At 43.4% G+C, this 20,643-nt stretch carries 24 protein-coding genes and 1 riboswitch; of the genes, 17 read left to right on the top strand and 7 right to left on the bottom strand.

Annotated features, from left to right (window positions below):
• Positions 1-80 precede the first annotated feature (80 nt).
• From E4U82_RS15700 to E4U82_RS15690, 3 genes are read left to right on the top strand one after another with little or no spacing between them, the layout of a single operon-like run.
• A complete protein-coding gene (locus E4U82_RS15700; RefSeq protein ID WP_167751448.1) occupies positions 81-389 on the top strand; it encodes a nucleotidyltransferase family protein in 309 nt (102 codons plus the stop codon).
• A complete protein-coding gene (locus tag E4U82_RS15695; protein WP_135111128.1) occupies positions 344-739 on the top strand; it encodes an HI0074 family nucleotidyltransferase substrate-binding subunit in 396 nt (131 codons plus the stop codon). The genes E4U82_RS15700 and E4U82_RS15695 overlap by 46 nt, the downstream gene beginning before the upstream one ends.
• Before the next feature lie 25 nt (positions 740-764).
• Positions 765-1,817 carry a M42 family metallopeptidase gene (locus E4U82_RS15690; RefSeq protein WP_135111127.1) on the top strand — a complete coding sequence of 351 codons (1,053 nt, stop codon included), beginning with the start codon at positions 765-767 and terminating at the stop codon, positions 1,815-1,817.
• Between the two features lie 146 nt (positions 1,818-1,963).
• Here the strand turns inward: E4U82_RS15690 and trhA are convergent, their stop codons facing one another.
• Positions 1,964-2,611, bottom strand: a complete 648-nt coding sequence (gene trhA / locus E4U82_RS15685; protein ID WP_135111126.1) for a PAQR family membrane homeostasis protein TrhA — start codon at positions 2,609-2,611, stop codon at positions 1,964-1,966.
• Between the two features lie 367 nt (positions 2,612-2,978).
• Between trhA and E4U82_RS15680 the strand changes: the two genes are divergently transcribed.
• The 8 genes from E4U82_RS15680 (at position 2,979) to E4U82_RS15645 (ending at position 8,877) form a co-directional block, all read left to right on the top strand.
• Positions 2,979-3,563, top strand: a complete 585-nt coding sequence (locus tag E4U82_RS15680) for a DUF1836 domain-containing protein (protein ID WP_135111125.1) — start codon at positions 2,979-2,981, stop codon at positions 3,561-3,563.
• Positions 3,564-3,580: 17 nt separating this feature from the next.
• On the top strand, positions 3,581-4,588 hold the full coding sequence (locus tag E4U82_RS15675) for an LLM class flavin-dependent oxidoreductase (protein ID WP_135111124.1): 1,008 nt from the start codon (positions 3,581-3,583) through the stop codon (positions 4,586-4,588).
• Positions 4,585-5,181 carry a hypothetical protein gene (locus E4U82_RS15670; protein WP_135111123.1) on the top strand — a complete coding sequence of 199 codons (597 nt, stop codon included), beginning with the start codon at positions 4,585-4,587 and terminating at the stop codon, positions 5,179-5,181. Before E4U82_RS15675 ends, E4U82_RS15670 begins: the two co-directional genes overlap by 4 nt.
• Before the next feature lie 130 nt (positions 5,182-5,311).
• Positions 5,312-5,662: a lmo0954 family membrane protein gene (locus tag E4U82_RS15665; RefSeq protein ID WP_135111122.1), complete on the top strand. Its 351-nt coding sequence runs from the start codon at positions 5,312-5,314 to the stop codon at positions 5,660-5,662.
• A gap of 21 nt (positions 5,663-5,683) precedes the next feature.
• The gene (locus E4U82_RS15660; RefSeq protein WP_135111121.1) at positions 5,684-6,313 is read left to right on the top strand and encodes a PspA/IM30 family protein; all 630 of its coding nucleotides are present in this window, start codon (positions 5,684-5,686) and stop codon (positions 6,311-6,313) included.
• Between the two features lie 173 nt (positions 6,314-6,486).
• A complete protein-coding gene (liaF, locus tag E4U82_RS15655) occupies positions 6,487-7,215 on the top strand; it encodes a cell wall-active antibiotics response protein LiaF (protein ID WP_135111120.1) in 729 nt (242 codons plus the stop codon).
• On the top strand, positions 7,212-8,255 hold the full coding sequence (locus E4U82_RS15650; protein ID WP_135111119.1) for a sensor histidine kinase: 1,044 nt from the start codon (positions 7,212-7,214) through the stop codon (positions 8,253-8,255). The genes liaF and E4U82_RS15650 overlap by 4 nt, the downstream gene beginning before the upstream one ends.
• Positions 8,248-8,877, top strand: coding sequence for a response regulator transcription factor (locus E4U82_RS15645; RefSeq protein ID WP_135111140.1), 630 nt, complete (start codon positions 8,248-8,250; stop codon positions 8,875-8,877). The genes E4U82_RS15650 and E4U82_RS15645 overlap by 8 nt, the downstream gene beginning before the upstream one ends.
• A gap of 487 nt (positions 8,878-9,364) precedes the next feature.
• On the opposite strand, the gene E4U82_RS15640 is transcribed toward E4U82_RS15645, so the two are convergent.
• A complete protein-coding gene (locus E4U82_RS15640; RefSeq protein WP_135111118.1) occupies positions 9,365-10,384 on the bottom strand; it encodes an aromatic acid exporter family protein in 1,020 nt (339 codons plus the stop codon).
• 417 nt (positions 10,385-10,801) lie between these two features.
• Here E4U82_RS15640 and aceA point away from each other — a divergent pair, with 417 nt between their 5' ends.
• Both aceA and E4U82_RS15630 read left to right on the top strand, forming a co-directional pair.
• Positions 10,802-12,082: an isocitrate lyase gene (gene aceA, locus E4U82_RS15635; protein ID WP_135111117.1), complete on the top strand. Its 1,281-nt coding sequence runs from the start codon at positions 10,802-10,804 to the stop codon at positions 12,080-12,082.
• Between the two features lie 439 nt (positions 12,083-12,521).
• Positions 12,522-13,736, top strand: a complete 1,215-nt coding sequence (locus tag E4U82_RS15630) for a C40 family peptidase (protein WP_135111116.1) — start codon at positions 12,522-12,524, stop codon at positions 13,734-13,736.
• A gap of 73 nt (positions 13,737-13,809) precedes the next feature.
• On the opposite strand, the gene E4U82_RS15625 is transcribed toward E4U82_RS15630, so the two are convergent.
• Positions 13,810-14,379, bottom strand: coding sequence for a YitT family protein (locus E4U82_RS15625; protein ID WP_425339533.1), 570 nt, complete (start codon positions 14,377-14,379; stop codon positions 13,810-13,812).
• 120 nt (positions 14,380-14,499) lie between these two features.
• Here E4U82_RS15625 and E4U82_RS15620 point away from each other — a divergent pair, with 120 nt between their 5' ends.
• The 4 genes from E4U82_RS15620 to E4U82_RS15605 all read left to right on the top strand — a co-directional run bounded on the left by E4U82_RS15620 (position 14,500) and on the right by E4U82_RS15605 (position 17,484).
• A complete protein-coding gene (locus E4U82_RS15620) occupies positions 14,500-15,723 on the top strand; it encodes a hemolysin family protein (RefSeq protein ID WP_135111114.1) in 1,224 nt (407 codons plus the stop codon).
• 64 nt (positions 15,724-15,787) lie between these two features.
• Positions 15,788-15,881: riboswitch (guanidine-I (ykkC/yxkD leader) on the top strand.
• A gap of 71 nt (positions 15,882-15,952) precedes the next feature.
• The gene (locus E4U82_RS15615) at positions 15,953-16,291 is read left to right on the top strand and encodes a DMT family transporter (protein WP_135111113.1); all 339 of its coding nucleotides are present in this window, start codon (positions 15,953-15,955) and stop codon (positions 16,289-16,291) included.
• Complete coding sequence (locus E4U82_RS15610) at positions 16,288-16,602, top strand: DMT family transporter (RefSeq protein WP_135111112.1); 315 nt, start codon at positions 16,288-16,290, stop codon at positions 16,600-16,602. The genes E4U82_RS15615 and E4U82_RS15610 overlap by 4 nt, the downstream gene beginning before the upstream one ends.
• Before the next feature lie 78 nt (positions 16,603-16,680).
• Positions 16,681-17,484 (top strand): VLRF1 family aeRF1-type release factor, encoded by an 804-nt coding sequence (locus E4U82_RS15605; protein WP_135111111.1) that lies wholly within the window; start codon positions 16,681-16,683, stop codon positions 17,482-17,484.
• 59 nt (positions 17,485-17,543) lie between these two features.
• On the opposite strand, the gene E4U82_RS15600 is transcribed toward E4U82_RS15605, so the two are convergent.
• From E4U82_RS15600 to E4U82_RS15585, 4 genes are read right to left on the bottom strand one after another with little or no spacing between them, the layout of a single operon-like run.
• Positions 17,544-17,957 carry a Fur family transcriptional regulator gene (locus E4U82_RS15600; protein WP_135111110.1) on the bottom strand — a complete coding sequence of 138 codons (414 nt, stop codon included), beginning with the start codon at positions 17,955-17,957 and terminating at the stop codon, positions 17,544-17,546.
• Positions 17,944-18,792 (bottom strand): metal ABC transporter permease, encoded by an 849-nt coding sequence (locus E4U82_RS15595; RefSeq protein WP_135111109.1) that lies wholly within the window; start codon positions 18,790-18,792, stop codon positions 17,944-17,946. The genes E4U82_RS15600 and E4U82_RS15595 overlap by 14 nt, the downstream gene beginning before the upstream one ends.
• Positions 18,793-18,805: 13 nt before the next feature.
• Complete coding sequence (locus E4U82_RS15590) at positions 18,806-19,564, bottom strand: metal ABC transporter ATP-binding protein (RefSeq protein WP_135111108.1); 759 nt, start codon at positions 19,562-19,564, stop codon at positions 18,806-18,808.
• A 13-nt stretch (positions 19,565-19,577) separates the two neighbouring features.
• Entirely contained in the window at positions 19,578-20,510 is a 933-nt protein-coding gene (locus E4U82_RS15585) for a metal ABC transporter solute-binding protein, Zn/Mn family (RefSeq protein WP_135111107.1), read from the bottom strand.
• Positions 20,511-20,643 lie beyond the last annotated feature (133 nt).

Here is a 20,643-nt window from a genome sequence, read left to right as displayed (position 1 = left end):
GGATTATGCTATAATCATATGTAAGACGGAAAGGCGTGATTGCTGTGTCCCAAGATAATATGGTGCGAGAGAGGACGTTAATGCAACTGAAAAATATCGTTCTGCAGTCGCTTCATGATGTGCCTGTGAATGTTTACCTGTTTGGGTCGTGGGCCAGATATGAAGAAAAAAGAACGTCTGATATTGATATTGCATTACAATCGAACGTGGAAATTCCTATTAAAAAAATGGTTGAGCTCCGTGAAAAAATTGAGGAATCAACGTTACCATATCAGGTGGATCTGGTCAATTTAGATCGGGCCAGTCCTGATTTGGTGAAAAAAGTGAAGGAAGAAGGGGTTTTATGGAAAGGCTGCGGGAACGACTCCAAACCGCGAACCGGACATTAACGGCTTTTCAAGAGGTGGTTGTCAATGAAGAGCCTACTGCAATCGAACGTGATGCAGCTATTCAACGGTTTGAGTTCAGTTTTGAAGCTTGTTGGAAAGCCGGCAAACAATTTCTGTTCGATATTGAAGGCCTTGATATTGGTTCACCTAAAGGGGTATTACGATCGTTCCGGGAAGTTGGTGTTTTTTCTGGAGACGAGACCATACTTGGTTTACAAATGGCAGATGACCGGAATTTGACTGTGCATACATATCATGAAGAGCTGGCAATAGAGATTTATGGAAGGCTTTCACAGTATTATCAGCTATTGTATGATTGGATCGATCGGATGAATAACCGAATGCAATAAAGCTTAGAGGAGAGGAGTCAAAATAATGACTGCATACCCAAATATCAATGAAACAAAAGAACTGATTAAAGAGATTGTTTCGATTCCGAGCCCGTCCGGATACACGGAAAACGTGATTCAATTTGTCGAAAAGAAGCTCAGCGAATTGCAGATCGAAACAAAACGCAACAATAAAGGCGGCCTGATTGCAATATTGCCGGGGGAAAGTGACCAAAAACACCGGATGCTGACTGCGCATGTGGATACGCTTGGCGCGATGGTCAAGGAAGTGAAAAGCAACGGCCGGCTCCGGATCGACTTGATCGGTGGCTTCAAATACAACGCAATCGAAGGCGAGTACTGTAAGATCCACACGGCAGCCGGAAAAGTTTTAACCGGAACAATTTTGATGCACCAGACATCGGTTCATGTGTATAAAGATGCCGGTGACGCCAAGCGTAATCAGGACAACATGGAAGTCCGGATTGATGCCAAAGTTGAAAATGCTGAGGACATCCGTGAACTGGGTATTGAAGTTGGCGATTTTGTCTCCTTTGATCCGCGTGTTCAGCTGACCGACAATGGCTTTATCAAATCACGGCATTTGGATGACAAAGCAAGCGTCGGCATTTTGCTTCAGCTGATTAAACGGCTCAAAGAGGAGAATAAGCAGCTTCCGTATACAACTCATTTCCTCATTTCCAACAATGAAGAAATCGGCTACGGCGGCAACTCCAACATTACCCCGGAAACGGTTGAATATTTGGCTGTCGATATGGGCGCGATGGGGGATGGTCAGTCGACCGATGAGTATACGGTGTCCATCTGCGCGAAAGATGCGAGTGGCCCATATCATTACGGGCTGCGGCAAAATTTGACCGAATTGGCGAAGAAAAACGACATCGGCTATAAACTGGATATTTATCCGTATTATGGTTCGGATGCATCAGCGGCCATTCGTGCCGGCCATGATATTGTGCATGGCCTGATCGGACCGGGCATCGATTCATCCCACGCATACGAACGGACACATGAAACATCACTGGAAAATACGGAAAAATTGCTTTATCAATACGTGCTTTCAGATATGGTCGGCTAGTGAAAAACAAGCGTGCAGTTTTTATCAGGAAACTGCGTGCTTGTTTTTTTACTATTCGGTGCTATGAAGACCTGAAGGAGCCTGAAAAACGAATCAAGAGGTCTTCATCGTCACGATAAAGACCTAAGTGAAGCGGTAAAAAACTTTCACAGCACATAACCATAAATACAAATAAAATGAAACAGACTGCCGAACATAATGAATATATGAAAAATCTCATGGAAGCCCATATGTTTAAACGACAGGAATTTTGGCTTCAGCCAGTAAATAAATGCACCAACGGTATAAAATGCCCCACCAATCAAGAGCATGAGCATCCCGTCACCACCGATGATTGGCAGAAGTGTCGAAGTGAAGAAAATGATCATCCATCCCATGGCAACATAGAGTGCTGTTGACAGCCATCTTGGCGCATGAAACCAGATTAGTTTAAATAGGACACCGGCCAATGCCAGCCCGTTAACAACTGTAAATAGCACCCAACCGGTGACGCCGCCAAGGCTGATCAGACAGAGCGGTGTATAAGTACCGGCGATCAGCACAAAGATCATGGAGTGGTCAATCCTTCGCAAGAATGCAATGATATGATCTTTTGCGTTGACCATGTGATATGTAGCTGATGCGCTATATAATAAAATCATACTGACGCCAAATATGACCACAGCTGTAACGGCCAGGGCAGACCCCGCCGTAATGGACGCTTTGATGATTAATGCAACCAATCCGGCGAGCGACAGAATAGCTCCAAATAAATGTGTCAGCCCGTTGACTGGTTCACGAATTGCTAACCCCATAAAACTCAACACCTTCTTAAGTAGTTTTTAAAACTATATTATCATAATACGCATATTATGCAGCGTAGTCAATCATTTACTCAAATCAATTTTTTCAGTATAATAATCGTAAAATACTATGGGTGCGTGTTCAAAAAGGAGGATAAAAAGGACCGTCATCGGCTAAATTCGCGACGCCAATCGCCAACGCTGATATTATCACGTCCTGTGCGTCGAAGTTCGAGGCGGCGCAGTTCGAGCGCGGGCTTCCACAGGATGTGGTGCCTTCTGCAGTTGGCGACTGACGCGGGCGGTTTTAGCAGAAGGTCCTCTAACGATGTGTCATTTTTACCGGATTTTTTGAACAACCTCTATTGGAGTTTTTATGATGGAAAATATGGAAACGTTGTCTGAAACACTGCATTTGGACAGTCATTTGTCACTTGAGGACATGCCGGATTTGAATCTGTATATGGATCAGGTCATCCAATTATTTGAACGGCATTTTGGCGATACAAAACGCAATGAAGATGAAAAAATTCTGACCAAAACCATGATCAATAATTATGCAAAAGGTAAATTATTTTTTCCGGTAAATAACAAAAAGTATTCTAAGGAACATCTGATCCTTATTAGTATGATTTATCAGATGAAGGGCGCTATATCCATCAATGACGTCAAGACGACATTAAATCAGTTAAATGAAAAAGTGACGGATGAGAATGCGTTCGATTTACAGGATTTTTATGGATATTATCTTCAAATGACCGCACGTAATGCGGAAAAGTTTGAAACGGACATTCAAGATCATCATAAGCAGGTGACCAAAACGATTCGGGAACTCGGGGATAAAGATGAAAACTACCTGGAACAATTAATGCTGATCGCAGTGTTTACCAATATGAGCAATTACTACCGGAGGGCTGCGGAAAAATTAGTAGATCAGCTCGGAACAGATCAAGAAACAAACTAGGAAAGAGGTATGGTTGCATGAAACTCAGTATACTGGATCAATCGCCCATTTCAAGGGACAGCACACCTCAGGAAGCGCTGAAGGCATCGGTCGATCTAGCAAAGCTAGGTGATGAACTTGGTTATACACGGTATTGGATTGCTGAACACCATGATTTTGCGGGTCTCGCTTGTCCGAATCCGGATGTCATGCTTGGCATTATCGGGTCACGGACAGAGCGGATCCGGATAGGCGCTGGGGCAGTACTTTTGCCGCATTATAAACCATTCAGGGTAGCGGAAACGTATAATCTTTTGGCAACATTATACCCTGGCCGGGTCGATCTGGGGATTGGACGTGCACCAGGCGGATCGGCAGAAGCATCAATGGCCCTGTCAGGCAATTTTTTGGAAAACGTCCGCCAAATGCCTGAAAAGCTTGATGAGTTGCTGCGGTTCTTTCGGAATGATTTTGCATCAGATGACATGTATGGCAAAATCAGGCCGACACCGGTACCTGACAGATTGCCACAGCCCTGGATGCTTGGGACGAGTGAGAAAAGTGCGAAGGCCGCCGCTGAAAATGGATTGCCCTATACATTTGGTAAATTCATGAGTGGTGGTGACGGGTCATCCATTATTAAAACATACAACGACGCATTCGCTGAACGCCATCCCGATAAGACGCCTGAAAAGATTGTGACTGTTTCCGTGATCTGTGCGGAAACGTCCGAAGAAGCGCGGGATCTTGCATTGAGCACGCAATTGTCGACCATTCTTCGGGATAAAGGGGAGGGAGACGGTAAGGTGCCGACAGTAACAGAGGCAAAAAATTATGCTTATTCAGATGAAGAAAAAGAAAAAATCGCGGATATAAAGCAGAATCTTATCGTCGGTAATCCGCGTGAAGTGAGGGAGCAGCTTGAACAGCTGCAGGCTGAGTATAATGTGCATGAATGGATGATCGTTACCATCACCCATAGTTATGAAGCCAGGAAGAAGTCATATGAACTATTGGCTCGCGAGGTGCTGTTGGCAACTGAGTGAAAGGTAGTACAGAAAATCTTGCTGCCACTGACATATCAGCGATTCTTTATTTTGAGGCAGAAAAGGTATATCCCAAAAAAAGTCCTTCACGATTCGATGAAGGACTTTTTCTTTGCTTATCATTTTTCTTTAAAGCAGCATCGAGAGTGATTCTCGAAGCGGTTTTGAATCATTTTTTCTATAAAACGGCGTCGGGAGTGATTCTCGAAGCGGTTTTGAATCATTTTTTCTATAAAACGGCGTCGGGAGTGATTCTCGAAGCGGTTTTGAATCATTTTTTCTATAAAACGGCATCGAGAGCGTTTCTCGAAGCAGTTTTGAATCATTTTTTCTATAAAACGGCATCGAGAGCGTTTCTCGAAGCGGTTTTGAATCATTTTTTCTATAAAACAGCATCGAGAGCGTTTCTCGAAGCAGTTTTGGATCATTTTTCCCTTAAAACAGCATCGAGAGGGATTCTCGAAGCAGTTTTGAATCATTTTTCCCTTAAAACAGCATCGAGAGGGATTCTCAATACACACTTGAAGCATTTGCTTCTGAAATCAGAATTGAATCTTGAGTTTAGTTTCTCGTTAAACGGAGATATTTTTTAGAAGTCAGATGTCAGGAAGAAAAAAGCCTTGTAGTATATACGCCCTGCGACCTATATGAAAATATGGCCCAGGATCGTTACCGTGAACTGGTTTACCCGGTATGATGAATATAAGAAAGGAGGCGAGGTTCATGAAAAAATTCTTAGTGTTCGCCGGCGGGATGCTTGCATTGTTCATTTTCCTGGTAAATCTCGGGCCGATGATTTTACTCGGTGTCAGTATTTGGCTGCTGTACGTTATCTTTAAGCAGTTTCTCAAAAGTAACTCCACAGTGGGAAAAGTTGGCTGGATTGCCCTGGGGCTGCTGGTGTTAAGTATCGGCATATCCAACATTTATGCGATCATCGGTGTTGCGGCGGCGTACGCCCTCTACTTAATTTATAAAAGTTGGAAAAACGATGATATCAATGACGGGCACACTCCAAAAGATGATGATCCATTCAACAATTTTGAACGGCAGTGGGCCGATATTCATCAATAATTGCAAAGGAGCGATTTAATTATGACAAACTTATGGACGCGTATGAAAGATACTATATCAGCAGATCTTCACAATATGTTGGATGAAAAGGAACAAAAAAATCCGCTTGCTTCTTTAAATCAATATTTGCGTCAGAGTGAGCAAGAAAAAGAGAAGGTACGTAAGCTATTGGAACGTCAGTATAAGCTTAGGGATGAATTTACAAGGGAATATCACAAGGCACAAGACATGGCGGACAAACGGATGAAACAGGCAGGGATTGCGGAAAAAGCAGGCGAAGAAGAGATGCATGCATTTGCCGTACAAGAGCATGAAGCGTATCAAATGCGTGCCGAACGGATGAAAACTTCACGCGAAGATGCCGTTCAGCAGCTGGAAACATTGGAACAGAAATTTGAGGAAATGAAGCATAAACTGAAAGATATGCATTTGCGCCGGATGGAATTAATGGGGCGTGAGAATGTCGCCAATGCCAGTCATCAAATCGGTCAGGTCATTGACGAAACGTCGGGTAAGCTCTTCTCCCGTTTTTCCGAACTGGAACAATACATCGAAGGGCTGGAGCACAAAGTGAACAGCTCCTATTATCGAAGCACCTTCGACAGTAAAATTGACCGGCTTGAAAAAGAGATGCAGGAAAAGGCAAATTAATCCGTACAGGTATACAGTCATGCAGCAAATCATGGTATACTTTAGGCTATAAGGACGCAGTGGTTCTGCGTCTCTAATACATATAGTGAAAAGTTTCGCGACAGTTAGCCACTGTTCTATGGCTGGTTACTGTCAGTTACATATGTGACAAGTAGGAAAAGGGGAATCGCACCATGTTTCAGCGTTTGTCGACAGATACGTTCAACTGGATACTGATTATTGGCGTGATTCTCTTTGTGATAGAAATTGCCTTTTTCCATGGCGGGGCAATCGTCTCGGCACTATTTTCAACAGCTTTTGTATATGTAGGGTGGAAAAATTTCACACAGTTATGGGGTAAAATTCTTTTCTGGCTTGGGGTTGTCGGACTCATATTTGCCATCCTGAATATGCTGGCCGTTCGTTTTTTAATTTTAGCTGCCATTGTTATCTTTCTGATTAACTATTCAAAATCAAAACAGGAAGCTGAACATATACACCCCGAACTTACCCGGGACGTCGTGAACGCGGATGAGGTTATTCATGTAAAACCGTTGTTCGATCATAAAATATTCGGTGATCAGCACACGGCTGATACGTCTTACCAGTGGCGGGATATCAATATTCACGGGGTGTTTGGTGACCGTATCATCGATTTGAGCAACACCGTTCTGCCAAACGACACGTCGGTGATATCGATCCGGCACGTAGTTGGCAATATTATCATTTATGTGCCATACGAAGTTGAGATCAGTGTTCATCACAGTTCGATTTTTGGAAGGGCTCATATTTTAGGCAAACACCACAGGAAGCTGATGAATCAGTCGCTTTTATATCAGACGGAAAACTATGACACAACACTCCCCCGGGTGAAAATTGTGACATCACTGCTTTCCGGAGATATCGAGGTGAAGCGGATATGATTCCCATTTTACGGCATGTTTTCACCGCGATATTATTCAGTTTACTCATAACGCTGGTCATGATTGGGATAACATTTGCAGCATTTCCGCCTGATGACTGGTCGCTCATTTGGCGTAAAACGATATATGATGTGCCATTTTTGGTACTCGTTTTCAGTGTACCGACCGTGGCAGGTGCGATTATCGGCATAACGACCGGCGGGTATTGGCGGCAGCGGCTTCAGCGTGTCTCAAGGCATCTGGATGAAATGGCAAAAGGCCAAAAGTTATCCGAGGATGACGAACCCTATAAGGAACTGAAAAGGATCCGCCAGCATATGGAACAAATCCAGGAGAAGATCCGCACTCAGACTGAAAATGCACAGCGGCTGGCCAAAGAGAGAACAGAAGACCGTGAAAAAAGTCTGCAGGAGATTGTGGTGCAGGAGAGAAACCGGTTGGCGCGGGAACTGCACGATTCTGTCAGCCAGCAGTTATTTGCCGCCTCCATGATGATGTCAGCCATTAACGAAGCCAATCCGCCGGAAAATGTGGAACTGAACAAGCAGTTAACGATGGTCGAAAAAATGATTCACCAGTCACAGCTTGAAATGCGGGCATTGCTGCTTCATTTAAGGCCGGTCGCTTTAAAAGAAAAATCATTACAGGAAGGCGCGAGAGAACTTTTGGCTGAACTGACCCAAAAGGTCCCGTTGGAAATTGAAACAAAGCTTGAGGAATTTTCGATTGACAAGGGCGTAGAGGATCAGCTCTTCAGGATATTGCAGGAGTCTGTGTCAAATACGTTCCGCCACGCGAAAGCGTCAACCCTTGAGGTATTGTTGATCAAACGGGATGAAACCATCATTATGCGGATTGTTGATAACGGCAGCGGGTTTGATACCGAGAATGTCCGGACCAGCTCATATGGCATGCAAAATATGCGTGAGCGGGCTTCTGAAATCGGCGGTACGTTTAAAGTCGTCAGTCTGCCTGATGAAGGCACACGGCTTGAGGTGAAAGTGCCCGCCTTAGGAAAAGAGGGTGAGAATGATGATTAATGTATTGTTTGCTGATGATCATGAAATGGTTAGAATAGGGGTGTCAGCATACTTGTCTGCACAGCCTGACATCAATGTAGCCGCCGAGGCAGGCGATGGCGGAGAGGCTGTCCGGCTTTCTCTGGAATTGAAACCTGATATTATCCTGATGGATCTTGTCATGGACGAAATGGACGGAATTGAAGCGACCAAGCGGATTATTGCCGAATGGCCGGAAGCGAAAATCATTGTTGTGACGAGTTTTCTGGATGATGAAAAAGTTTATCCGGCCCTTGAAGCAGGTGCTGTCAGCTATATGCTGAAAACATCAAAGGCGAGTGAAATTGCGAAAGCCATCAGGAAGACATACGAGGGCGAATCGATTCTGGAACCTGAAGTAACGGGAAAGATTATGAACAGGATGCGGGAAAAACCTGCTGATCATCTGCACGATCATCTGACCAATCGTGAAATGGAGATCCTGCTGCTTGTCACCCAAGGGAAGTCAAATCAGGAAATAGCCAACGAACTATACATCGCCTTAAAAACGGTCAAAGTGCACATCAGCAACATTCTGGGAAAGCTGGAAGTGCAGGACCGGACACAGGCTGTTATCTATGCTTTTAAGCATAACCTGGTATAATTATGTATGGAAAAAGCTATGTTGTAATTTGACAGGTTGCTGTTATTTAATAAAAACCGCATTTAAAATGACCATCCATTTGATGGTCATTTTTGCTGTTAAGAAATTTGTTTCACCACAGCGGTTAATAGTGTGTGTTTGAAAAAAAGTAAAATGAAGCCCGTTTGGTCACATAGAAGCGTTCTCTCTGACGTTACAGTTGAAAATGAAGGGTGTATGGGCAGATAGAAGCGCTCTCTCTGACGTTACAGTTGAAAATGAAGCACGATTGGGCACTGAGATACTCTCTTTCTACTGTTTACACCAATTTTGAGATGCGTTCGGGCGTATGATTGTCAGGAGCTATCGAAAGTACAAGCCACTTCCGTTAATCTGAGTTATGGTGCCCCAATTGCAGCTGTACAGCCAGCTGAAAGGTCTTTATTTCGGCAGAGAGTTCTTTTTTATTAACATGGTACCCCTCACACCTCATTTTGTGCTGTAACTATCACTTCACCCCTCCATAATACCGTTCAACCAGATTAGAAATAGCCAGAAGTTCATATAAGACTTTCAACTCCGGCGGCAAATAGGCGGGATGCTGTTTTTTAGCTGTGGTTATGGCTTCGGTATCGTCCCAAAATATATCAATCAACTGCACATGCTGTTCATGATGTTTCGCCCGGTTGAAAGTATCAGGGTGTTTAAGGGATTGTGCCATGTCTATTACAGCATTCATGATAGCTGTTCGTTCTTTTGGGAGCCAATCGGTTGAAGCTAATGATGTATAGACCAGATTACCGAGATGATAATGGATTAATCGCAACTGGATAAGCTGATTCTGGTCTTGCTCAAATTGTGTCCGTTCACTTCCGACAAGCGGATGGTATTTGGACTCTTCTTTTTGAAACCGGATCAACCGTTCAGCCTGTTGAATCATTTTATCCAGTTGATCTGTCAGCTCCTGTTCAACAACAATCACCTGGTGCTGGTCATCGAGAATATCATGGAAGACTTTTTCAGTAGCGATTCCCGTTCTGTACGCGATCGTTTCCAGCTTTTTGGCAATATCCTTTGTATAATCCGGCGGCATCATAAACAAATTGACAACCGTTGAGACAACCAGTCCAATAGTGGTTGTTCCAAGCCGAATAAAAAACGACATGAGCACATTGCTGTGGATCACTTCAACCATCGCAACTGAGGTTAACGTGGCAACAAGCAGTCCGGCTTGCAGTTTTAATCGGAAACATGTGGCAATCGTAAAGACTGCTGCGAGCGTGTAAGTGAGCGGTGAGTTGCCGAATAATGATATGAAAAGGACCGCATATGCCGATCCGATCGCCGAAGCCGGCAAACGCACGATCCCTTTCTTGATGGAATCTGACGCCGTGGGCTCAATTGTCACAATGGCTGTAATAACGGCAAAAACAGGCGGCCAGTCTAATAGTACACAAATCCATGCTGTTATGAAGATGGCGACACCGGTTTTGACAACGCGGCTTCCTGCCAATTTAAAATACCTCATCAAATTCATCCCCACTAGACTTACTTCAGATTTCTATTGTTCCAATAAAATCGCTTGTTTGCAACTTTTTTTAACAAAAAGTAAAAAAGGGGTTGCATTTTTCTATTTTTAAGAATAAACTGTATTATAACAATTGAATAATAATAATACTGTTATATAAAAGAGGGGAGGGGCTATCGTGACGGTTCCAACATGTCCGGAATGTGGATCACAGGTTGATAAACAGAGCTATACACTGGAATGTGATTATTGTTTATCAAAATGGGAGGAGTAATTTTTTTGCTTGTATTGTTATATAACAATAAAATAAATATTAAGTTGTAATATAACAATATGGCGAAAAAGTAATGTCTGAACGGAAGGCACTGAGATGGTTAACGGTGAAAGACCTGAGTTTTATCAAAGGAGGAAAAACTGATGGAACGACAAAAACGAATCGAAAGAATTAGACATGAATGGGAAAATAATTGGCGATGGGCCGGGGTTGAACGTCCGTATACAGCGGAGGATGTGGACCGGCTGAGGGGATCAATTGATATTGAACATACGCTTGCCCAAAAAGGCGCTGAGAAACTTTGGGAACGCATCAACCACGCGGAATATGTGAACGCACTGGGAGCATTGACAGGCAATCAGGCAATGCAGCAGGTAAAGGCTGGCCTGCAAGCGATTTATTTGAGCGGCTGGCAAGTGGCTGCCGATAATAATCTGGCAGGCCAAATGTATCCAGATCAAAGTCTGTATCCAGCCGATAGTGTTCCGAACGTTGTCAAACGTATCAATCAGGCGTTACAGCGAGCAGACCAAATCTATCATGCGGAAGGGGATGATTCCATTGACTGGTTTGCACCGATTGTTGCGGATGCTGAAGCGGGATTTGGCGGTCAGCTGAATGTATTTGAATTAATGAAGGCCATGATCGAAGCGGGGGCCTCGGCTGTCCATTTTGAGGATCAGTTGTCGTCTGAAAAGAAATGTGGCCATCTAGGCGGTAAAGTTTTACTGCCGACACAAACGGCCGTACGAAATCTGGTTTCGGCACGGCTGGCTGCGGATGTGATGGGAACACCAACACTCATCATTGCCCGCACTGATGCAAACGCTGCCGATATGATGACGAGCGACCTGGATCCATATGACGAGCCGTTTATCACAAATGAACGCACAATAGAAGGATTTTTCAGAACGAAAGCCGGCATTGATCAGGCCATTTCCCGTGGTCTTGCGTACGCGCCATATGCTGATATGATCTGGTGTGAGACGTCAGAACCGGACTTGCAGGAAGCCCGGCAATTTGCCGATGCCATTCATGCGAAATACCCGGATAAATTGCTGGCGTATAACTGCTCGCCGTCATTTAACTGGAAACGGAAACTTACAGAACAGGAAATGGCGAATTTTCAGCGAGAATTGGGTCAAATGGGCTATAAATTTCAGTTTGTCACATTGGCCGGTTTCCATGCGTTAAACCATAGTATGTTTGATTTGGCACGAAAATATAAGGAATCAGGGATGGCAGCCTATTCGGAATTACAGCAGGCGGAATTCGCGAGTGAGACCCGCGGATATAGTGCCACACGCCATCAGCGGGAAGTCGGAACAGGCTATTTTGATGACGTTGCACAGGTTATTTCAGGGGGGACATCATCGACCGGCGCCTTAAAGGGATCGACAGAAACAGAGCAATTTATGAGATAGAATGGGGGTTATTTGATTAAAGATCCGTCTTTTAACACAGACAGACGGGTCTTTTCTGTTGAAAAACGATTATGTTTATATTTTTATGTAACATAATTGAAACATAAGAATCGAGACAGTTTGACATACAAAGTGCTGCCTCCACGGTATTCTGACAGGATAGGGGGAGATTTGACAGTGACGCGTCATCTATATAACTTTTCCATTTTCCAGAAAAAACCCCGGTTTGAAGGCATTTGCAATGTGTATTGCAGTTTTTTGTATTTGAAATAAAATTGTAATCTTGTCATAATACGCATGTCATTTTTTCTTGATATAATTCGAATTGCCTAAAACTATTACATATTTAATAGATCAATAGACTGCTGCAAGCGAATCATTTTTATCAGACTATACATAGATTAGATGTTTGCAGCTGTATAAGCGGGGGGAAAAGAAAGTGAAAAAAGCAATTGGAACAGTGGTTACGACAGGTGCGCTGTTGCTGGGTACTGCATTTATGAGCGATTCGGTAAATGCCGAAGAATTGCAGGATGTGCAGGACGAGCGGTCAGCTGTTCAGGAAAATCTATCAGACGCAGAGTCCAAAATTGCAGATGTTATGATCGAGCTGGAAGAATTAAATGAAAAAATCGAATCCGTAGATGAAGCGCTTGGTAAAAACGAGCGAAAAATGGATGATACCAAACAGGAAATAACGCATACGGAAGAAGAAGTAGAAGAAATCGATAATGAAGTCGCTTCACTTGAGGAAAAAATCGAAGAACGAAAAGAGATATTAAAGGACCGGATTGTGTCCCTGCAAAAGAATGGCGGTAACATCAATTATCTGGAAGTGGTTTTCGGCTCCAAAAATTTTGGCGACATGATCAGTCGTGTATCGGCCGTTTCCAAAATCGCTGAGTCTGATAAAAAACTAATGAAGCAGCAGGAAGACGACAAGGCTGAAATGCAGGAGAAAAAAGATGCTAAACAGGAAAAATTGTCCGGACTTCAGGATATGAAAACAGAACTGGAAGGTATGAAGCAAACGATCACAGATCAGAAAGAACAAAATGAAGCAGATAAAGAAGATTTGGAAGCAAAAAAACAGGATTTAAAAGACATGAAAGCTGAACTGGAAGATAAAGATAGCAGCCTGGCTTCCATCGAACAGGAACTCGAACAGCGCAACAATAACGATTCCGATGCTGATTCTTCCGGCGGTGCAAATGACGGTGCATCCGGGTCATCCTCATCTGATGATGGGGACTTGGAAACGCTGAGTAAGGAAACCAGTACTGGAAACGGTAGCTATAATTCTGCCATTGATGCAGGATTCACACAGACTGGAACACCATATGTATGGGGAGGAAAAGGTCCTGGCGGTTTTGACTGTTCCGGATTTGTATCATGGGCATATGGACAGGCTGGTGTATCTATTCCGTCCAGCACGTCAGCATTGGCGGGAACCGGTTCGAGTGTTTCATACAGCAATGCTCAGCCCGGAGACCTTGTGTTCTTTGATAGCAATGGATCAAACGGACATGTTGGTATATACCTTGGTGGCGGCAAATTTCTTGGGGCCCAAACCAGCAAAGGCGTTAGTGTTGCTGACATGAACAGTTCATACTGGAGCAGTCATTTCAGCGGCCATGTGCGCCGGGTTCAATAGTGAGAAAGAGATCCGCCTTTTGGGTGGGTCTTTTTTTGTGTCAGTTCGCATACCCCAGCCCCTAATAGTAGGTTTAACTGGAGAAGGTTTTGGTAATGGTAAATGTCGTCAGCCCGATCATACCAACCATCAAACCGGAATAAATAAGGGTCGTTTCCTGAATAATAAGCCAGCCGAATAAGACCACGATGCTGTCAATGATCAAAATAATAAGTCCCACATTAAGGGAAATAACCTTAGTAAGCATTAATGCCAGCAGGTCAACCCCCCCGGTACTTACCTGTGTCAGCAGCATGATCCCTATGCCGGCCCCAAGCAATAATCCTGCCGTAATGGAACTAATCAGTATCGGCGGGGTATGTAAAGTCATCAAAGGGTGAAAATAATCAATAAAGAATGCCGACGCTAATAAACCATGGACGCCATTATAAAAATAAGAACGGAAATGGAACCAGGCATAAATGTATAGTGGCAGGCTCAGCACAATAATGGTTAAGCCCGGTTTCATACCCGCCGTATATTTCGCAATCAATCCCAATCCGATGACACCGCCATCAACAAGGTGATTGGGAATAATAAAATAGTTTATGCCAATGGCTATCAAGACACTGCCAATGATTATCGCTGTTATTTTTTGAACCAACCGTATCACGCACCATGTAACTTGTCCTGAATAATTTCGCTTATAAAAAGATATGCGCGGCTTATCCAAATTATCCATGTGAATGCTTGTAAGGGCGCACTGGAAAGGAGACAATTGTTTGTGATTATTGCCATCATCCTATTATTGTTTGTTTCATTTTTCTTTTCCGGGAGTGAAACGGCATTGACAGCCACCAATAAAATGAAACTGCAGACAAGAGCTGACAACCATGATAAAAAGGCGGAAAAACTCTTGGATCTGGTTTCGAAGCCGAGTGAGTTTATTACGACCATTTTAATTGGAAATAATATCGCAAATATTGTACTCCCGACGCTGGTAACATCACTCGCGATACAGTATGGTTTCAATATCGGGTTTGCTTCAGCCATTTTAACTACCGTGATGATTATCTTTTCCGAAGTCATTCCAAAATCAGTGGCGGCTGCTTTTCCGAATCGTATTTCAACTGTTATCTCGCCGGTCATCCGTTTTTTCGTTGTTCTATTTAAGCCGGTCACAATTGTGCTTAATTGGCTGACAGACAGTATTACCAGTGCGCTGGCGAAGGGTAGAGAGACCGATAATGAATCGATATCTAAAGAGGAATTACGCAGTATGGTGGATATAGCGGATTCGGAAGGAACTTTTAATGAGGCCGAATCCAATCGTATCAAGGGTGTGCTGGACTTTTACAACCTGGATGTCAAGGATGTTCTGAAAACGCCGCGAGTTGATATTACAGCACTGCCATCCAATGCTTCTTTTGCCGAAATACGAGATGTTGCGATTCAAAATCCGTTTACGAGATACCCGGTATATGATAAGGATATAGACGATATCGTGGCAGTCTTTCACTCCAAATATTTAATTTCCTGGTCAATGGATCCCGAAAAACCGCTCAAGGCATTCAGTTATTCGGATCCACTGATTGTGTTTGAATTTCAGCAGATTGAATGGGTCTTCCGGAAAATGACAAAAGAGAAGAAACATATGGCGATTGTACTGGACGAGTATGGCGGAACGGAAGGCATCCTGACACATGAAGATGCCATTGAAGCCATGATCGGTCTGGAAATTGAAGATGAGATGGATGTTGAAGGCGAGACAATTGTTGAAAAGCTGACAGAAAATGAACTTATCTGTGACGGAAAAATCACGCTCCATCAGCTTAATTCGATTTTTAATACAGACATTCCGGAAGAAGAGGATGTTCTGGCCGGTTATTTGCTGAAGGAATTTAATGCATTTCCTGAAGAGGGAAGCGTCATCGTGCGGAACAACCTGACATTTAAAGTGCTGGCAGTTGAGGGACGAATGGTCAGGAAGGTTCAGATTAATAAATGATAGGCTTTTTTGGTAAAGTTCAAACAATTGACTGAAACAAAATATTCCTATATACTATGTTTAACCAAAAGTTTTCTAGGGTTCCGCAGCAGATGCTGGTCTGGTCCGAGAGAAGACGCACGTTATCGTGTACACGGCGGGACAAAAGCCCGGGAGGATATCTGAATGATAGATATCTTTCCGGGTTTTTTTATTTAATTTGGGAAACCGGGATATTGAGGTGACAAGTATGAATAAGAGCTGGAATATTTTGTTTTTAGCAGGCCTATTTGAAATTGGCTGGGTCGTTGGACTGAAGCATGCTAACAGTGTCACGACCTGGATATTGACAGCAATCGCTATTTATCTAAGCATGCATTTATTGATCGTTGCTTCCCAAAAACTTCCAGCGGGTACTGCATATGCGGTTTTTGCGGGAATTGGCGCAACAGGTACCGTTGTATTGGAAATTGTTTTATTTGGTGAACCGTTCCGTTTGAGTAAAATTCTTCTCATTTTATTGCTGTTAGGCGGAGTCATTGGACTGAAACTTGTTACCGATGAACAGGCAGGTGAACAGGAGTCATGAGCTGGGTTTATTTAGTCATTGCTGGTATAGGCGAAGTTTTTGGTGTGATGGGTATTAATAAAGTGAATCAACAAAAAAGCATCTTTTCATTTACATGGCTGATTAGCGGCTTTTTATTCAGTTTTCTATTTTTGACATTGGCTATGGGAGAGCTGCCTATGGGTACAGCTTATGCAATTTGGACCGGTATCGGCACGGCGGGCAGTGCCATCGCCGGCATGATTTTTTATGGTGAATCAACGAATTGGCGCCGTATTTTGTTCATCGGTATGATTATTGCAGCAGCCGTTGGTCTGAAGCTGATCACCTGATAGATGTTTAGCCGATGTGATATGCGGATAAACACTCTTTAGAACTCGTAATAATTATAAAGGGAGTGCCAATGTCCGATGAATTTGCGTCAACAGATTAAACAGCTGGAAAAGGTTAAAAAAGATAGTGACAATAAAATTTTGACCATGTATTTGAACACAGATCCTTCTGATTCCGAACAGCAGGGCGGCGAATGGAAAATACATCTGAAAAATGGTCTACGTAACTTTGAGAGCTATTTGGAAGAAGACGGTAATAAAGAGGAATTGAAAAATTTTCAATTGGTTAAACAAAAAGTGGAGAAGTTTGTTCGCGGCAATGAGCAGCACTTTAAGAAAGGCATTATACTGTTTGCAACGGCTGAAGAAGATGTATGGTTTGCGGACCGGTTTCAAATGCCGGTGAAAACGGAATTTTTCTGGGAGGATGTACCACGGCTTGAACAATTGAAAGAACTTCACGAAGTATATCCAAAGTCAGGTATTATTCTTGTGCAGAAAAATGAGATGAAAGTAATTGATGCCTATTTGAATGAAGTTCTGGAAACGAAACACTATGAGTTTGACCCCGACACAGATCAGTGGCGTCAATTTTCCGGACCGCATCAGGCTCAGGCTTCGATGGGGTCCGGTGGTAAGAGTCTGCAGCAGGATAAATTCAAGGCCCGTTATGAAGCGAACAAGCAGCGGTGGTATAAAAGCATTGCATCCCAATTGGATAAAAAAGCGAAAGATGACGAATGGGAGAATATCTATGTTATCGGTGATCCGGAAGATGCATCGGAACTCGAGAAGGAATTGAACAAGCCAGTTACGCAACTGATCCAGAAGAATCTGTTGGATCATGAAGAATCGAAAGTGCTGGAGGAAATCTTTGGCTAATTACCGGCAAATATTCAAATGGCATAGAAAAAAGGCTTCCGAGCAGGGGAGCCTTTTTTCTATGCTTCCTGGCATATAGGGCATATGCCGTATATTTCGAATTTGTGTCCTTCAATGGCATAATTGCTGAGAGCCTGCTGTACTTCATCCATCGGGCAGACCTCGATTTCTTTGGTTTTGCCGCATTCTTTGCAGATAAAGTGATGGTGGTGCTGGTGTGTACAGCTAATACGGAAATGTTTTTCCCCATTTAATTCAGTCGTCTCCAGCACGCCAACCTCATCAAATAAGTACAGATTGCGGTATACCGTGTCAAAACTGATACCTTTATATGCGGGTTCCAGATACTGGATCAGGTCTTTTGCTGTCCGGTAGCCGTCAGCACTGGCAAAAAAGCGCAGCATGTCTTTTCGTTTGGTGGTCGTTTTGTACCCTTGTTTTTTTATTTCTTGAATGGCTTCAGTCAGTTCCATGGACTTTCCTCCTAAATGAAAATCGTTCCATTCCGAGCGTCACCAACAGGATGGCAATGGACACGACGACAATAGTTCCGCCGGGCGGTATGCTGAAATAGTAACCACTTATTAATCCTATGATAACAGCCACTTCTCCAAAAACAATGGAAAATAGGATCATTTGTTTAAATCCTCGGGCTATCCGCATGCTTGCAGCGACCGGCAACGTCATTAACGCGGACACAAGCAGAACACCGACAACACGGATGGATGCAGCAATAACAAGTGCTGTCAGGACAATAAACAGTAAATGAATCCGTTTAGCGTGAATGCCGGATACCACCGCGTGTTCTTCATCGAAAGACAAGGTTACGAGTTCTTTATAAAAAAGCCGGATAACCAGGATAATAACGATGGAGATTCCTAAAATGGAATAGAAATCTGTCTGACTGACGGCGGAGACAGAACCAAACAAATAATTGAACAGTTCGGTATTAAAGCCATCCGCCAGTGCAATGAAAATAACGCTCAGGCCGACACCGCCGGATAATATAATTGGAATGGCGATCTCCTGATAAGCTTTATAAACACCGCGCAATTTTTCAATGAAGATGGATCCGAGGACTGAAAACCCCATTCCACTATAGAGTGGTGCAATTCCCAGAGCAAGTTTCTTGTCCATGAAAAGTCCGAACGCAATCCCGGCAAGCGTGACATGTGATAGAGCGTCAGCAATCAGAGAAAGACGCCGGACAACAATGAACGTGCCTAGAAGCGGTGCGATGACCCCGATTAATATCCCCGTTAAGAACGTGTGACGTAAAAAGTTATATTCCAAAAAATCTGCCAGCATAATCTTTCCTCCATCATGAATGGCCGTGTGTCGCGATATGGACGGGATGGCCGTATAACTGTGATAATTTATCATTTGTCAATGCATTGTATTCATCAGGGGTCCCCTGAAAATAAATTTCTTTATTCAAGCCAACGATACCTGTGGCGTGTATAGTCATTGCCGCGGTGTCATGTGTGATCAGTAAAAGCGTGATCTTGTACTTTTTATTTAACTGATGCAGCAGATTGTAAAACTTTTGCACGTTTTCCTGGTCAACGCCAACGGTTGGCTCATCGAGAATCAAAAGTTCCGGATCACTGACAAGTGCGCGTGCAATAAAGACGCGTTGTTGCTGGCCGCCTGACAGACTGCCGATATTTTTATACGCATATGCACCCATGCCAACTTGATCGATTGTTTCAAGCACTTTCTTTTTATGGTTTGAGGTAAAAAATTTGAAATAACCGATTTTGGCGGTCAGTCCCATTGAGACAACTTCAAAGACGGTGGCAGGAAAGCCTTTATTGAATGTGTTAGCTTTTTGGGAAACGAATCCGATTTTGCTCCAGTCCTTGAACTTTCCGATAGGCTGTCCGAAAAGACGGATTTCACCATTATCAGGTTTTAACAGTCCCAGAATCAGTTTTATTAGGGTTGTCTTGCCCCCACCGTTAGGCCCGACTATGCCCATGAAGGCACCCCGCGGGATTTCGAAAATGACATCGTTCAGGACAGGGTTTCGCTCATATGCATAATAAATGTTTTCCATTGATACAACCGGATGATCCATTGTTGCATGCCTCCTACTCAGTTGCCTGATCAAGTACGTTAAGGTTGTGCTTCATTAATGACAGATAATCTTCGCCGTTTTCGATATCAGTTTCTGTCAAAACAGAAAGATTATGAATGTGCAGGCTTTCGGCACCGATTTGCTCCTGAATGATTTCAGAAACGCTATCAGAACTGTTTTGTTCAAATAGAATATAATCCAAATGATCGATTTTTGCCTGATCAATGATTGCTGTCAATTCTTTTTGTGAAGGTTCATCATTTGACGACAACCCCTTGATGGCAATTTGTTCAATCCCGTAACGTTCTTCCCAATAGCCGTACGCAGCATGAGAAACGACGATTTTTTTATTTTTTTTAGGTTCCAGTGTTTCCCGGAATTGTTGATCAAGTTCCAGCAAATCGTCTTTCAAAGCATTAAAGTTGTCGGCATATTGCTCTTTGTTCGCCGGGTTCATTTCAATGAGTTTTCCTTTAATGGTGCCCGCCATATCAATCATTCGCTTGGGATCAAGCCAAATGTGCGGATTGTGGTCATGGTGGTGACCTGCATGATCGTGTGTGTCCTCATCGCTTGCTTCTTGGTGAAACAACTCCTCATCTGCGCCTAACTCGATTAACGCCACATCCTGGGTTTCAAGTGCCTCAGCAGCTGTTTCCGCGAATGCTTCCATGCCCGCTCCAAGGTAAATAAATGTATCACCTTCTGCAATGGCGGTCATTTCTTTGGATGACGGTTCATACGAGTGCGCATCAACACCTGGCGGATAAACAGATTCCGCGTCAACAGCTTCCCCGCCGATCCGCTCAACTGCATACTGAATGGGGTAAATGGATGTATAAATATCTAAATCAGTACTATGTTCTGTCTCCGAATTGGGCGCAGTGCAGCCCGCTGTCATGATTAGTAAAATTATAAATAGCAATAACTTACGGTAAATTTTCATATTCGAACTCCTCGTATACTATATTTAGGCTCTTTCATTTAGCCTATAAATTCACAAAAAAACCTGCATTCAGAATGTTTATAACTTGGACGCTCTGAGATATTCCTAGATAATGGTCTTAGGATCATTTGGG

This window comes from Lentibacillus salicampi, assembly GCF_004565465.1.
In the GTDB taxonomy this organism is placed as follows: domain Bacteria; phylum Bacillota; class Bacilli; order Bacillales; family Amphibacillaceae; genus Lentibacillus; species Lentibacillus salicampi.
This window is presented reverse-complemented; position numbering and strand designations above follow the sequence as displayed.

Bases quoted from the DNA above. Each gene is read 5' to 3' on its own strand.
- E4U82_RS15700 (WP_167751448.1), top strand. From the start codon at position 81: ATGCAACTGAAAAATATCGTTCTGCAGTCGCTTCATGATGTGCCTGTG.
- E4U82_RS15695 (WP_135111128.1), top strand. From the start codon at position 344: ATGGAAAGGCTGCGGGAACGACTCCAAACCGCGAACCGGACATTAACG.
- E4U82_RS15690 (WP_135111127.1), top strand. From the start codon at position 765: ATGACTGCATACCCAAATATCAATGAAACAAAAGAACTGATTAAAGAG.
- trhA (WP_135111126.1), bottom strand. From the start codon at position 2,611: ATGGGGTTAGCAATTCGTGAACCAGTCAACGGGCTGACACATTTATTT.
- E4U82_RS15680 (WP_135111125.1), top strand. From the start codon at position 2,979: ATGGAAAATATGGAAACGTTGTCTGAAACACTGCATTTGGACAGTCAT.
- E4U82_RS15675 (WP_135111124.1), top strand. From the start codon at position 3,581: ATGAAACTCAGTATACTGGATCAATCGCCCATTTCAAGGGACAGCACA.
- E4U82_RS15665 (WP_135111122.1), top strand. From the start codon at position 5,312: ATGAAAAAATTCTTAGTGTTCGCCGGCGGGATGCTTGCATTGTTCATT.
- E4U82_RS15660 (WP_135111121.1), top strand. From the start codon at position 5,684: ATGACAAACTTATGGACGCGTATGAAAGATACTATATCAGCAGATCTT.
- liaF (WP_135111120.1), top strand. From the start codon at position 6,487: ATGTTTCAGCGTTTGTCGACAGATACGTTCAACTGGATACTGATTATT.
- E4U82_RS15650 (WP_135111119.1), top strand. From the start codon at position 7,212: ATGATTCCCATTTTACGGCATGTTTTCACCGCGATATTATTCAGTTTA.
- E4U82_RS15645 (WP_135111140.1), top strand. From the start codon at position 8,248: ATGATTAATGTATTGTTTGCTGATGATCATGAAATGGTTAGAATAGGG.
- E4U82_RS15640 (WP_135111118.1), bottom strand. From the start codon at position 10,384: ATGAGGTATTTTAAATTGGCAGGAAGCCGCGTTGTCAAAACCGGTGTC.
- aceA (WP_135111117.1), top strand. From the start codon at position 10,802: ATGGAACGACAAAAACGAATCGAAAGAATTAGACATGAATGGGAAAAT.
- E4U82_RS15615 (WP_135111113.1), top strand. From the start codon at position 15,953: ATGAATAAGAGCTGGAATATTTTGTTTTTAGCAGGCCTATTTGAAATT.
- E4U82_RS15610 (WP_135111112.1), top strand. From the start codon at position 16,288: ATGAGCTGGGTTTATTTAGTCATTGCTGGTATAGGCGAAGTTTTTGGT.
- E4U82_RS15605 (WP_135111111.1), top strand. From the start codon at position 16,681: ATGAATTTGCGTCAACAGATTAAACAGCTGGAAAAGGTTAAAAAAGAT.
- E4U82_RS15600 (WP_135111110.1), bottom strand. From the start codon at position 17,957: ATGGAACTGACTGAAGCCATTCAAGAAATAAAAAAACAAGGGTACAAA.
- E4U82_RS15595 (WP_135111109.1), bottom strand. From the start codon at position 18,792: ATGCTGGCAGATTTTTTGGAATATAACTTTTTACGTCACACGTTCTTA.
- E4U82_RS15590 (WP_135111108.1), bottom strand. From the start codon at position 19,564: ATGGATCATCCGGTTGTATCAATGGAAAACATTTATTATGCATATGAG.
- E4U82_RS15585 (WP_135111107.1), bottom strand. From the start codon at position 20,510: ATGAAAATTTACCGTAAGTTATTGCTATTTATAATTTTACTAATCATG.